We start from the raw sequence: 12,405 nt of genomic DNA on the forward strand, positions 1-12,405 counted from the left end.
TACTAACCGCAGGGCGCGCTCGAAGGGACCGCTAACTCCGGCGTCAGACGAGCGTACTGCCCCGCTCGATCCACCCGCGCCGCCGGAAGTACCGCTCGACGAGCCATGCCGCGAGGGCCCACGCCGCGCCTATCGTCCAGCCTGCCAGCACGTCCGTCGGCCAGTGGACGCCGAGATAGATGCGGCTGATCCCGATGGCGAGCGTCACCACGACGGCCGTCGCCACGACGTACACCTTCAGCCGCCGCCGCGGGAGCGCCCGCGCCAGAAGGGCTCCGAGCGTGAGGTAGACCACGGCCGCCGTCGCCGAGTGCCCGCTCGGGAAGCTCGCCGAGAGCGCCTCCATCTGGTGCGCGACGAGGTCTGGACGCGGCCGGTCGAACCCCGACTTGAGCGCGAACGTCACGGCCACGCCGCTGAGGACGGACGCGACGAGAAATCCGGCGGCGCGCGGACGCCCGTCGAGGAGGAAGTACCCCACGGCGAGGAGTGTGACGAGCGACGTCAGGAGGACGCCGCCGAGCGCAGTGAGGTCGCGGACAGCCTCCTCGACCGCGACACCCCCGATGGGGTCGGCCAGGTCGTCGGCGTGGCGGAAGAGGAGGAGGAGCCGCTCGTCCACGGTCTGCGCGTCACCCTCAGTGACGACCTCGGCGAGGTGGGCGAAGCCGTAGGCCCCGGCTCCGAGCACGACAAGGGCTAGGAGCAAGGCGAGATCGCGGCGGCGGCGAAGGGCGTGGAACAGCTCGCCAGCTTTGTCGACGAGCGCGCATAGCCAGTCGGGGGCGGATGCCGGGAGCAGCCTGGAGAGCGGATCCGGTTCGGGCCTTCTCCGCTGTCGCGCCGAAAGCGGTCGGGGTGTGTCTGGCTGGTCGGTCATCGTACCGTCTCACTCGGCCACGCCGATGAGGTTCGTTCAGTCAGGCTGGGAATAGGGCTGCGATAGTCCGAAGCGGTAGCGCCGTTGAGGAGCAGCGGGCGGACCACGCCACCGTAGTCTTCGTCGTCCGTGCCCACGATGAGGACTGTGCCTCCACCGGCATCGGCTCCGGTGGTTGAGGGCTGGAGCGTGAGGCTCTCGACCTTCATCCCGTCGAGCGTCGCGAGGTGTTCCGGGGTTTCTGTCAGAATGAGGGCTGCGTGCTCCTCCCCATCCGGTTTAATCACTCCCACGCGCCAGACGGCGCTACGGAAGGGGCCGCCGTCGTGGTCGGGATCGTAGGCCGAGGCCGCATAGATGTGCCCTTCTTCGTCTACATCGAGAGCAGAGATATGCCGGACGCCGGGTCCACTCGGGTCCGGGCTCTGGAAGGGGACGCGCTCGATGCCCTCCAGGGTGAGCGGGTCCAGCGTGAGCCTGGCCCACGCGATCTCCGTCCCCGGCTTGCCGTCGGCCCGCTCGGCGAAGAGGAAGTAGAGGGTGCCCCCGACGCGGGTGACGGCGGTACCCTCGACGTCGTAGACCGGCACCGGCCAATCGGCGGCCTCGCGGATCTCCAGCGTGTCGCTTGCGGGGCCACGCACGAGGTCGGCCACGAAGATCCGCTCGAAGGCGGAGCCGTGGTTGCCGCTCTCGGCGAGGAGGTAGGTGTCGGTGCCGGGGACGCGGGCGATGCTTTCGAGGTCGTGGCTCGGCGCACCGCCCGGCCAGGTCACGGCGAGAGGCGTCCATCGGAGAGGCTCGCCAGCGTGCGGTAGCTCGATGAGGCTGACGCGGGAGAGCGCGGCCTCATCCGGCACCTTCGCGTCGTGGACGGCGAGGAACGTTCTGCCCTCGACCCATGCCAGCCCGCTGAGGTCTGGCAGCGCGCCGAGGTCCGGCAGCCCAGCCGTCTGCGGCACGGCGATCACTTTCTCGCGTCCGAGTGCGCCGACGGCGAGGACGAGCATCAGAATGAGGAAGAGCGTGCGTCTGGAGTGCGTCATGGCGAAGTCGAGGTCGTGCCGGGGGAGGCTTCGAGGTGAGCGGCGACCCGGTGCAGGAGGGGGCGGAGGCCCTCGACGTCCACGCGCTCGGCAGCTACGCGCAGGGGGAGCCACCGTCGCGCACGCTCTCCGTCCTCGGGCCACTCATCCAGCTCCGTATGAACCCGGAGGAGGTACGCCTCCACGAACGGGGCGTCGGGTTCGTCGTCGTGACGGTACCGGCCGATGGGAGCCGGTGCCACCGCACCGTCTACGCCGCCCTCTTCGAAGGCTTCGAGGCGGGCGGTGCCCCGAGGTCCCACATCGACCTCGACGTTCCCCTTCGGCACGATCCACCGCCCATTCGTCCGGCTCGTGACGAGGAGCACCTCGACGCTGCCGCCTCGGCATCGGTACGGGATGGCCGCGACCTGCTCGACGCCCGCTCGGGTACGCATCGCTCTGTTCTTCGTCTCGCTCATCGGGTTCCCTCGTGGGCGAGACCCTCGTACGAGAACCGCACCAGCACGGGCGGCCCGTCGTCCCCCTCGCTGGCGACGAAGAGGTCGCCGTTCGGGAGGAACGCGAGCGCCTCGGGCTGCTCGAACCCGGCGGCCTCGATGCTCCAGACGTCCGCCACGGTGCCGCCGGGTGTGAGAGCGACGAGCGCCTTCCGCTTCGAGGAGAGCACGACGGTCTCACCCGTGACGGGGTGGACGGCCACGGCGGACGGCTTCAGTTTCTTCCTGCCGGGCACGGCGTCAGGGTCGATCACGAAGGCCGGTTCGGGCGTGAACGTGTCTCTCGTGAGGTCGAAGGCGTAGACCGCTTTCTGGTCACCGATACCGTCTTCCTTGCAGGCGATGAGGAGACGAGCACGGGCCGCGTCGTAGCCCAGCCCCTCAGCGTCGCAGTCCGGCCCGAGGCCGGTGGCGTGCGTGCGGAGCCGGGTGTCGCCTCCCTCCCACCCCTCGACCTCGAAGAGCGTGCCGTCGGAGCGGAGGACGAAGAGGCGGCCCGAAGCCAGCTCCACCCCCTCGTAGTCGCCCGGCGACCCGAAGGGCATGACGGCCGCGATCTCGCCCGTCCCCACGTCCAGCAGGTAGAGCGTGCCCGTCTCGTCTTCGACCGCGCCGAGGTGGCGTCCGTCGAGCACGGTGAGGGCGGAGATCTCCCGGAGGTCGGGGGGCAGGGTGAAGACGGCGGCGGGCTGGTCGAACCGGTAGGGCGCGGGGCGCGAGGTCCCGGCGTCGGAGATGGTCTGGGCAGGCGATGCCGCTGTGCGCGGCGATGCTGCGGGGTCGCTCGGCTGACACGCGCCGAACGGCACGGACAGGATCAGCGCGAACACGATGAGGGGCGCTTTCATGGGGTTGGCTTCAAGGGGGGCGTGTTCGATGGCTCGAACGGGCGCGGTGAGTATGAGCGGCCCCGGCGGGGGACATCCCTGCCGGGGCCGGTCACGCATCGGACGGGGGCGTCCCGGTTAGTCCTGCTCGGTGCAGAGCACCTCGCCGCTGCCGGCGTCGACGGTGACTTCGTGCTCGACGCGGTCGCGCTCGAGGTCCACCTCGTAGACGAGGTAGCCGTCCTCCTCGTCGAGGTCGACATCCATGACGTTGTCGGCACTCATGCCGGAGATGGCGGCGAGGGCGGCGTCGCGGGCCTGCGCCTCGGTGACGCGGGCGAGCTCCATCATCGTTGCGCGCGGCGCGTCGTCGGCGACCTCGATTGTGCCGGTGATGGGGCCGCAGTCGTCGGCTCCGTCTATGAGCTGTTGCCCGTAGACGACGGTAGCAGGGATGAGGATGAGGGCCGCGAGCACGAGGAGGAGCGCGCCGCGCTTCCGTACGGTCTCGATGGTCGGCTTCTTCTGGGATTCGTTCTGCATGGGATTGGCGGATGGGTTCTTGGGAGAGGGGCGCTCGTGATGGAGCGCCTGCTCGTGTACCCATCCAACGGACGGCCCCTTACGAGCGGCTTACCGTTCCCTTACAGTCTCGCAAGGTTCAGGCAGCGCTTCCGCCGGGGAGGCAGACCACGAACGCGGAGCCTTCGCCCGGACGGCTCTGCACCTCCACGCGTCCCCCGTGCGACTCGACGACGGCGCGGACCAGGCTGAGCCCGAGGCCGAGCCCTCGCTCGTGCCGCGCGCCCTCGCCCCGGTAGTGCCGCTCCCAAATCCGTTCTGCGTCCTCGTCCGGGATGCCGGGGCCGGTGTCGCGCACGGCGATGCGGACCTCCTCGCTCTCTCGCCCGACCTCGACGCGCTCGGCCTCGACGGTGACGTGCCCGCCCGGCGGCGTGTACTTCACGGCGTTGTCGATGAGGTTGGCGAGGGCCTGCCGCATTCGGCTCCGGTCTACGGTCACCGTCACCGCCTGGTCCAGCCGTGTTTCCAGACGCACGCCCTTCTCCTCGGCCGCGAGGTCGTAGAAGCCCACGACGTCGTGGACGAGCTCCGACACGGGTACCGGTTCGAGGTCGAGCCGCATCGCCCCGGACTCGGCCTCGGCTACGTCCATGATGGCGTCGAGCGTGGCCGAGGCGGTTTCGGTCGCGGCCAGCACCTGCGCGAGCGCCTCGCGGTAGGCGCCACCGCCGCGCTCGCGCTGGAGGGCGAGGTCGGCCGCAGAGCGCACCCGGGTCAGCGGCGTGCGGAGGTCGTGGGCCACGTCGTCGAGCGTGCCCCGCAGGCGGCCGACGAGCGCCTCGATCCGGTCGAGCATCCGGTTGAAGAGGCGGAAGAGGTCGGCGAACTCCCCCTGCTCGGCCGGGGCCGGGGCGCGCTCCCGCACGTCGCCCGTGGCGACGATCGCGTCGAGCGTGGTGACGAGGCGACGGATGGGCCGGAGCGCGCGGTGCGCCATGAACGCGCCGCCGAGGAGGGCGAAGAGCAGGAGCGGAATCGTGATGATGAGGAACACGCGGGGGAACGACTCCAGCACGTCGTCGCGCTCGTCGGAACTGATGCCTACTTGCAGGAATCCTCCGAGGAGATCGCTAGCCGAGCCGCCCCCAACGAGCAGGCGCGTGACGACCTCGACCTCTTGCTCCTCCTCGTCGCTCCACAGCCGGATGCGCTCGCCGGGCACGGGCTGGAGCCGCTCCAGCTCTACGAGGTCCGCCGGCTCCCACTCGTCCGGCGGCACGAGCAGCAGCGTGCGGTTCTCGCTGTCGGCGATGCGGAAGAGGAGCTCCTCGCCGCGGTCGTCGCCCCGAAGCGATGCAGCGATGCGGCGGACGCCGGCCAGCCCGTCGCGGGCGTAGGCCTGCTCGGCTGCGCGGAGCTGTGTCTCCACGAGCGCGTCGTCCTGCTGACGGAGGATGCTCCCGAGCAGGGCGTAGGTGAGCCCGAAAAGGACGGCGGCGCTGAGCGCGAAGAGGAGCGCGTAGCCGAGCGTGAGTCGGAGGCCGAGCGCGTTCCGCCGCCCTGCCTGCCGTGCCCGGTCGATCCAGCGTGGCCGGTTCGGGCGGGCCTGTTCGTCAGGACGTGCGGAGGACATAGCCCACCCCCCGAACGGTGTGGATCAGCTTCGGCTCGAAACTGTGGTCCACTTTCTGGCGGAGCCGGTGGACGAGCACCTCCTCGACGTTCGTCTGCGGGTCGAAGTCGAAGTCCCAGACGTGCTGCCGGATGGCCGTCTTCGAGACGGGGCGTTCGGCGTTGCGCATGAGGTATTCGAGGAGGGCGAACTCGTTCGGCTGGAGGTCGATCGGCTCGCCCGTGCGCGTGACCTCGCGCGTGAGGAGGTCGAGGTGGAGCGGCCCGGCGGTGAGGTGCGTCGGCTCCGTCGCCCCCGTGCTCCGGCGGATAAGGGCCTGGAGGCGGGCGAGGAGCTCGGCGAAGGCGAACGGCTTCGTGAGGTAGTCGTCGCCGCCGGCCTGGAGCCCACGCACGCGGTCGTCGACGGTGCGTTTCGCGCTGAGGATGAGGAACGGCGTGGCGACGCCGCGCCCCCGGAGCCCCTCGATGAGGCTGAGCCCGTCACGCTGCGGCAGCATGAGATCGACGACGGCGGCGTCGTAGGGCTCGTTCATGGCGAGGGCGAACGCCTCCTTCCCGTCGGCGGCGTGGTCGACGGCGTAGCCCGCTTCGCGCAGGCCCTCCTGCACGAACTCGGCGATGTGTCGGTCGTCCTCGACGACGAGGATGCGCATGGTACGAAGCGGGCTAGATCAGTGGTGTTCGCGGTCGACGGGGATACGAGGCGCAGCGGGGGACAGGTCCGATAAAGAACGTGGAAGGCTGTTATTGCATGAAGAAACCTTCTCTGTCCTACACCCCACCGTCCTGCCCAACCCAGCCCCGCTTTCCCTCTCCCTCTTCTCCAACCCATCACCGCGCGCGTCGGCCCGAGAAGCATCTTGCAACTTGCAATAACGGAAGATCTCGCTGCAGAAAGCCAGCCTCTGAGCAGACTCATGCTAAGCACCGCGCACGAGGTGCCTCAACTCCCTGGATCGGCCTCGACCACAGCGGCACCGCGCTCCTCCAGCGCGTCGTAGCGGTAGCCCTTCAGCGTGCTCTCGACGACGATCGACATCGCCCCCTCCTCCTTCCCCGCTGATCTCTCCTGCTCATACATCCGATAGACGAACGGGAGCTCTTCGCGCAAGCGCACGAGCGCCCGCTTGCGGATGACTTCTTGCTCCTCACAAGGGAGCGCCTCCCACTCCGCGCCTAGACGCTCGCTCCGCTCAGACTCTCGACGCCGGGTCTCCTCTTCGGATCTGAGCCGCCGCTCCTGCACCTCAGCCGCTTTGCGGTCGGCCTCGGCCTTCCGTTTCTCCTCAGCCGTCTGCTTCGCTCGCTTCCGCTTCGCTACGACCTCCGCGACCTCGACCTCGCGTGGGCGGAAGTCCTCGCGGATGGCGGCGAGCGTGAACGCCGGAACGTTCTTGACCGCCCGCCCCCGTTCGAGTTCGGCCTCCACGTAGTCGAGGTTGCCCGCGATCCGCGCGGCGTCGAACTCCGTCGAGACGTCGAAGGCTTGGGCCTCGGTGAGACCGAACGCCATCAGCCGCCGCTGGAGCGGGCCGAGAAGCCGGTCCGGTCCTGGGGCTACCTCGCGCGGGTCGGGGAACGTCTTCCCCTCCAGTGCCTCGGCTGCGTTCCCGTGCCCCCGCCCCTCCAGATCGAGCCGGAGTTGGGGGTTCTCCCCCACGGTGAACTTGAGCGCGACAATCCGTCGCTTCTCGCGCTTCGTCTCCTGCTTGACCTGGATGTCGCTGAAGCGGTTGACCTCACGGACGGCCGGCTTGAGCACGTCGCGGTTGAGGTACTTGAACTGCTCGTACTGCCCCTCCTCGACGCCGAGGAGGTCGCGCCAGCGCTCCAGTTTGATCCACCCCGTCGTGCCGACTTTCCGGAAGCGGACGCAGTTCTCGTAGAGCGCCAGGGCGTACCCGCTCCCGAACCGCTCCTGCACCGAGAGGTTGATCCGGGCGTAGATCTCGGGGTTGTAGAGCTTGCGCCGGAGGTCGGGGGCGTAGGCGTACCGGCACACCCCCTTCTTCGTCACGGCCTGGGCGAGGAACGTGCTCACCCCCCATTCCTCTGCCCCGTCGGCGTCGAGGATGTTCCACTTGATCTTAACATCGACGAGCGCTTCTAGCGACTCGCGGAGCGTCTGCACGTCGTTCGAGTCGAAGCCCGAAGCCTGCGCGAGGGTCCCCAGCCGGATCTGGTGCTCGAAGATCTCCGAGTCCGGGAGTTCGTCGTAGGCGTTGAGCAGGAGGACGTTCGAAATCTTGCGCTGCAAGAGCGTCAGCGGCCCTTTCACGTGGACTGCGCCGACGTGCTTCTTCAGTTCACCGTGTGACATCCGTTCCGGTAGCGGAGATTCCATGACGTGATTCCCTCAAGGGGGAATGGGAGAAGTCGAGCAGTAGGGCAACGACGGCAGCCCTCCGCTCGGGTGGGCGCACCTGCTACTGAGAGCACCTGCTGCACCCGTCGTAAGGATACGGCGAGAGGTGACCCAGCAGCAACGACGAAGTATCACCTATCTCGCCTGACTCCATGATCCCGTAGAGTATCACCTTTCGCTATCCCGTAGGCTATCACCTTTCGTCTCGGAGGCTGTGGATAACCCGGCAAAGGTGATAGCCTACGGGAGAAATCTCCGTCCCGTAGAGTATCACCTTTCATCCCGTAAACGGTCACCTTACGTCCCGTAGAGTATCACCTTTCATCCCGTAAACGGTCACCTTACCCTATCTTAAGTCTTTGCTAGGCAAGAGCCTACGACGACGTAAACGTTTTTAAACCTTATTAAACCTTTCTAAACGACAACGAGTCCCGTAAACGGTCACCTTTCATCTGCTCGTCGTCGTCGTAAGGTGATGGGATACGGGATTGGAGTTTGACGCTTCCACTCATGACCCAGCACTGCTGCCAGCTTGCGAGGCCTGTTCCCGTCACGCGCCCACCCCCGCTTGCCCTCACGTCACTGCGTAAAACGACGCAGCGCAGAATTACGAAACGTATATACTTTGCCGCCCTAAAAGCAAATAGCATATCTTAGCTCTGGACACTCTCTGTTAATGTTTCCCAATTGCCGCTATGGCGGCAAACTTGCCGTGCAACCCGACGAACTAGGTGACGCCCTCCGGTACCACCGGGAAAGAGCCCGTCTCTCCCGCCGCCAGCTCTCGGCCCTCTCCGGCATCAGCGAGACCGCCATCTACGACGTCGAGCACGGCAAGGAGACGGTCAAGCTCCAGACCCTCTTGCCCCTCCTCGACACGCTCAATCTCTCCCTCCGCCTCGACGGCCCGCTCATGGACGAGTTCACGAGCGCACGCGGGCATCCACGAGACCACGCCGCTGGCGGAGGTACCGATGTCCACCCCCAACCCTAGCACAGGTACTCCTCGCCCAGGTACACCTCCTACGGCGGACCCACGACGAACCGCCGTCGTCCGCATGCACGGCGTCGAGGCCGGTCGTCTGGAGGATCACCCGGCCGAGCGGTACGTCTTCGTCTACGAGTCAGGCTACGCCGGGCCACCCGTCTCACTCACGATGCCGGTTCGCCCCGAGCCCTACACGTTCGAGGGTTTCCCCCCCTTCTTCGACGGGCTCCTCCCCGAGGGCTGGCAGCTCGAAGCCCTCCTCCGCCAAGCCAAGCTCGACCGGGGCGACCTGTTTGGCCAGCTCCTCGCCGTCGGGGCCGACACCGTCGGGGCGGTGACTGTGGAGCCTATCGATCCTGAGGACGCGGCACGCGTTCAGACGTCATCGTGATGAACGCAATGCCACCGAAGCGCTGCCCCATCACGTATGAGTCGCTGGACAGTGGGGAGACTCTGTATTCGGTCGCCGGTCTCCACCAGCTTTCCCGGTACCTCGACCACCTGGACCCGCTCCTGCTCACCTCGGCCGAGTTGGTCCGCGAGGCCGCCGCCCGCGCCGACCGGATGTCGATCGGAGGCGTCCAGCCGAAGGTCAGCGCCGTGCTCCGAGCCTCCCAAGGCCGGTTTGAGATCGTGACCGTCGGCGGGCGGTGGATCCTCAAACCCGACAACCCGGCCTACCCCGAGATCCCCGCCAACGAGGATCTCACCATGCGTCTGGCTAGCGCAGCCGGTATCCAGACGCCCACCCACGCCCTCGTCTATGCCCGGGACGGTGAGCTCGTCTACGCCGTCCAGCGCTTCGACCGTGTGGGACAGCAGAGCAAACTCGCGGTCGAGGACTTCGCCCAACTCCTTGGCCTCGACCGCGAGACGAAGTACGACTCGTCGATGGAGCGCGTCGCCGGCGTCGTCGAGCGGTTCTGCACGTTCCCCGCTGTCGAGAAGGTCGAGCTCTTCCGCCGCGTGCTGGTCGCCTTCCTCACCGGGAACGAGGACCTCCACCTCAAGAACCTCTCGGTGCTCACCGACCGCGATGGGCTGCGGAGGCTCTCCCCGGCCTACGACCTCGTCTCGTCCGGAACCGTGCTCCGCGACCCTGCCGAGCTGGCGCTTCCCATCGCGGGCAAGCGTTCCAACTTGAGGCGCGAGCACGTCGTCGATTACTACGGCCGCGAGCGGCTCGGGCTCACCGACCGTGTCGTCGCGGATGTGCTCGGGGAAGTCGAACGGGCTCAGCCCGCGTGGGACGACCTCCTCGCTCGGTCCTTCCTCTCCGCAGAGCTCCGGGAGCGCTACGCTGCGGTCCTCGCTCAGCGGCGGCATGCACTCGAGCTCTGAGGTCCCTCAACCAGCTAAGGGGTCGATCAGGGTGTTCGTGGCGGGTCTCGCAGGAAGTCCGGGAGATCCTCCTCCTCGAACACCCACTCCGCGTTCTCCCAAGGCACCTCGGCGGGTTCAACTGAGCAACCGACCACTCCGTTCTCAACCCTCCGTTTCACTACCGGCCGCACGTTCTCCCGCACCTCGCCGGCGACGTGCATCGGGTTCTCGTCGAAGAGCGGTCGGCCGCGGCGGCAAGCAAATTCTGGGTCTGTGAGGTAGTGGGCCTTCCGCGCCCGGATCGGCCGCGTTCCTTTGACGAAGAGAAGCTGCTCCTCGCGGGGCAGTCGGCGCACTTCGTCGGGCGTGAGAAGCCGTCGGCCGCGCTCGGCGAAGGACTGGCTCGCGCCCTGGCTCCGCGAGGCATGCTTGCCTCGGCTCCGCGACAGGCTCTCTCCCGACGTCGGTGCCCACACCGTGGCCTCGCCCGTAAGCTCAGAGAGGTAGCGCGCCGTCTCGTGGTCGTTCGTCCCGAAGGCCTGGAGCACATCGGCATTCGCGAGAAACGTGCCCCACCGGTCGGGGTAGGTGCCCTTGAGCTGCGAGAGATCCTGGAGGAACGCCCACACCTGGACGCCGAACCCCGCCATGAGCCCGAACGCCCGGAGCACCGGGTTCATCCGGCCGAGGTGCGCGAACTCGTCGAGGAGGAAGAGCACCCGGTGCGGCCGTCCGTCCACGGTCGGCTTCCCCGGCGACCGCGCGAGTTCGTGGAGGGAGCAGGCCACGACGAGGCGTAGCCAGCGAGCGTAGGTGTCGAGGTGGTGGGCCGGGAGGACGAGGTAGACGCTGACGCCCTCGCTTCGGAGCCGCCGGAGGTCGAGGCTGGAGGAGGCCATAGCGCTTGCCATCCGGGGCGAGTCGAGGAAGTGCGTGTGGCTCTGCGCCGTCGAGACGACGCCCGAGCGCTCGCGGTCTTCCTTCTGCGTGTGCCGGGCCGCCGCGCGCCGGACGAGGCCACCGCAGAGCTCCGAACGGAGCATCTCGTCCAAGAGCACCTTGAACTCCCGCTGGGGCAGCGTGAGCAACTCGCGCACGCGGGCGAGTGTCCGTCGCTCGGTCGGGCGGAGATCCTCGTCGAGCTCGGCCGCAGCGACGTAGAGGATCAGCCCCGAGAGGAGCCCCTTCGCCTCTTCGTTCCAGAACGCCTCCTCGCCTTTCCCCCCACTCGGCAGCACGAGCATCTCCGCCAGGAGGGCTGCCGACTCCAGCCAGTCCTCGCCGTAGGGATCGATGAGGTCCATCGGGTTGTACGTCGCCCGCACGACCTCGAGCGGCTCCCGCCCGGCTGCTTCCATCTGGCGCGAGAGCGCGCCGAGTTGGTCGAACGGGTCGAGCGCGCGGACAGCCTGGCCCATCCGGGCGCGGCGACGGGCCGTGACGGCGTAGTTCTCCCCCTTCGGGTCGGTCACGACGACGGAGCCGGGATAGGTGAGGAGATTCGGGATGACGGCCCCGGTCCCCTTCCCGCTCCGTGTCGGGGCGACGGTGATCAGGTGCCCCTCGCCGGCGTAGCGGAGCGCGTCAGCACGAAGGGCGTTGCCCGAAGCGCCTGAGCGCTTAGACGCCTTCCGCTTCCATGACTTCTTACGTTGGCCAAGTCGACGGCCGATCAGCACGCCTCTACCCTCTCCGTCTGCATCAAGCTCTTCGCCTTCCGACCACCCGGCCGTTCCCTGGCTCCCGGTGTTCTCCAGTGGCCCTGACGGACGCCGCACCGCCAAGAGCGCCACGGCTGCCGCACCGAGCGTGCCTCCGAAGACGAGAAGCCCGCGCGTGAACGTGACGAAGTAGGGCGAGGTCTCGCCGAACCCGCCGTAGGCAAGCCCCCACCCGATGAACCGGAATGGTGAGTAGACGCCGACACCCTCCTCTCCGCTAGCGGTCTCTGACAGCCCGAGACCTCCGGCCAGCGCGCAGAGGAAGAGCACGAGCGGCACAAGCCGCCACGTCCACCGGAGACGCCGGAACGAGAGGCTTAGCACGGCCATCGCCACTGCGCACACGGCCAAGACCGTCGCTCCATCCCGTAAACCCTCACCTGAGCCTGGCGGGAGCACGAGCGTGGGCGGCCCGAGGTTCGGGTGGAATCCGAACGTCCACGCCACGTACTGAGCCGCCGCACCGAGTGCGACGATCGCACACCCGGCGAGGGCGAAAAGGAGTCCGTAGGCGCTAGACGGATGGCTCGGCCTGGGCGACGGGCCAGGGACGTAGACCGTTTCGGTCGTGGACGATTCGTTCACTGTCCCCTCC

The 12,405-nt window shown here is 68.0% G+C and carries 12 protein-coding genes; 3 read left to right on the plus strand and 9 right to left on the minus strand.

The features are described from left to right. Window positions 1-43 precede the first annotated feature (43 nt). The 8 genes from ABJF88_08535 to ABJF88_08570 all read right to left on the minus strand — a co-directional run bounded on the left by ABJF88_08535 (window position 44) and on the right by ABJF88_08570 (window position 7,733). Window positions 44-709, minus strand: a complete 666-nt coding sequence (locus ABJF88_08535) for a phosphatase PAP2 family protein (GenBank protein MEP0546965.1) — start codon at window positions 707-709, stop codon at window positions 44-46. Window positions 710-876: 167 nt separating this feature from the next. Beyond that, window positions 877-1,926: a hypothetical protein gene (locus ABJF88_08540; GenBank protein ID MEP0546966.1), complete on the minus strand. Its 1,050-nt coding sequence runs from the start codon at window positions 1,924-1,926 to the stop codon at window positions 877-879. Next, the gene (locus ABJF88_08545) at window positions 1,923-2,363 is read right to left on the minus strand and encodes an NUDIX hydrolase (GenBank protein ID MEP0546967.1); all 441 of its coding nucleotides are present in this window, start codon (window positions 2,361-2,363) and stop codon (window positions 1,923-1,925) included. Before ABJF88_08545 ends, ABJF88_08540 begins: the two co-directional genes overlap by 4 nt. A 20-nt stretch (window positions 2,364-2,383) precedes the next feature. Then, window positions 2,384-3,274: an SdiA-regulated domain-containing protein gene (locus ABJF88_08550; GenBank protein ID MEP0546968.1), complete on the minus strand. Its 891-nt coding sequence runs from the start codon at window positions 3,272-3,274 to the stop codon at window positions 2,384-2,386. A 117-nt stretch (window positions 3,275-3,391) separates the two neighbouring features. Next, window positions 3,392-3,796: a PepSY domain-containing protein gene (locus ABJF88_08555; protein MEP0546969.1), complete on the minus strand. Its 405-nt coding sequence runs from the start codon at window positions 3,794-3,796 to the stop codon at window positions 3,392-3,394. A 118-nt stretch (window positions 3,797-3,914) separates the two neighbouring features. After that, window positions 3,915-5,411 carry a HAMP domain-containing sensor histidine kinase gene (locus tag ABJF88_08560; GenBank protein ID MEP0546970.1) on the minus strand — a complete coding sequence of 499 codons (1,497 nt, stop codon included), beginning with the start codon at window positions 5,409-5,411 and terminating at the stop codon, window positions 3,915-3,917. Then, a complete protein-coding gene (locus ABJF88_08565; GenBank protein ID MEP0546971.1) occupies window positions 5,392-6,066 on the minus strand; it encodes a response regulator transcription factor in 675 nt (224 codons plus the stop codon). Before ABJF88_08565 ends, ABJF88_08560 begins: the two co-directional genes overlap by 20 nt. Window positions 6,067-6,356: 290 nt before the next feature. Further along, window positions 6,357-7,733 (minus strand): replication initiation protein, encoded by a 1,377-nt coding sequence (locus tag ABJF88_08570; GenBank protein ID MEP0546972.1) that lies wholly within the window; start codon window positions 7,731-7,733, stop codon window positions 6,357-6,359. Window positions 7,734-8,490: 757 nt separating this feature from the next. Between ABJF88_08570 and ABJF88_08575 the strand changes: the two genes are divergently transcribed. From ABJF88_08575 to ABJF88_08585, 3 genes are all read left to right on the plus strand, one after another. Beyond that, a complete protein-coding gene (locus ABJF88_08575; protein MEP0546973.1) occupies window positions 8,491-8,772 on the plus strand; it encodes a helix-turn-helix transcriptional regulator in 282 nt (93 codons plus the stop codon). 64 nt (window positions 8,773-8,836) lie between these two features. Further along, the gene (locus tag ABJF88_08580) at window positions 8,837-9,157 is read left to right on the plus strand and encodes a HipA N-terminal domain-containing protein (protein MEP0546974.1); all 321 of its coding nucleotides are present in this window, start codon (window positions 8,837-8,839) and stop codon (window positions 9,155-9,157) included. Then, window positions 9,157-10,107: a HipA domain-containing protein gene (locus ABJF88_08585; protein MEP0546975.1), complete on the plus strand. Its 951-nt coding sequence runs from the start codon at window positions 9,157-9,159 to the stop codon at window positions 10,105-10,107. The genes ABJF88_08580 and ABJF88_08585 overlap by 1 nt, the downstream gene beginning before the upstream one ends. A 26-nt stretch (window positions 10,108-10,133) precedes the next feature. On the opposite strand, the gene ABJF88_08590 is transcribed toward ABJF88_08585, so the two are convergent. Continuing rightward, on the minus strand, window positions 10,134-12,140 hold the full coding sequence (locus tag ABJF88_08590) for a type IV secretory system conjugative DNA transfer family protein (protein MEP0546976.1): 2,007 nt from the start codon (window positions 12,138-12,140) through the stop codon (window positions 10,134-10,136). Between the last annotated feature and the right edge of the window lie 265 nt (window positions 12,141-12,405).

The organism is Rhodothermales bacterium (assembly GCA_039944855.1).
Classification (GTDB): Bacteria; Bacteroidota; Rhodothermia; order Rhodothermales; family JANQRZ01; genus JBBSMX01.

Bases quoted from the DNA above. Each gene is read 5' to 3' on its own strand.
- ABJF88_08560 (MEP0546970.1), bottom strand. From the start codon at position 5,411: ATGTCCTCCGCACGTCCTGACGAACAGGCCCGCCCGAACCGGCCACGC.
- ABJF88_08570 (MEP0546972.1), bottom strand. From the start codon at position 7,733: ATGTCACACGGTGAACTGAAGAAGCACGTCGGCGCAGTCCACGTGAAA.
- ABJF88_08585 (MEP0546975.1), top strand. From the start codon at position 9,157: ATGAACGCAATGCCACCGAAGCGCTGCCCCATCACGTATGAGTCGCTG.
- ABJF88_08565 (MEP0546971.1), bottom strand. From the start codon at position 6,066: ATGCGCATCCTCGTCGTCGAGGACGACCGACACATCGCCGAGTTCGTG.
- ABJF88_08555 (MEP0546969.1), bottom strand. From the start codon at position 3,796: ATGCAGAACGAATCCCAGAAGAAGCCGACCATCGAGACCGTACGGAAG.
- ABJF88_08540 (MEP0546966.1), bottom strand. From the start codon at position 1,926: ATGACGCACTCCAGACGCACGCTCTTCCTCATTCTGATGCTCGTCCTC.
- ABJF88_08590 (MEP0546976.1), bottom strand. From the start codon at position 12,140: ATGGCCGTGCTAAGCCTCTCGTTCCGGCGTCTCCGGTGGACGTGGCGG.
- ABJF88_08550 (MEP0546968.1), bottom strand. From the start codon at position 3,274: ATGAAAGCGCCCCTCATCGTGTTCGCGCTGATCCTGTCCGTGCCGTTC.
- ABJF88_08580 (MEP0546974.1), top strand. From the start codon at position 8,837: ATGCACGGCGTCGAGGCCGGTCGTCTGGAGGATCACCCGGCCGAGCGG.
- ABJF88_08545 (MEP0546967.1), bottom strand. From the start codon at position 2,363: ATGCGTACCCGAGCGGGCGTCGAGCAGGTCGCGGCCATCCCGTACCGA.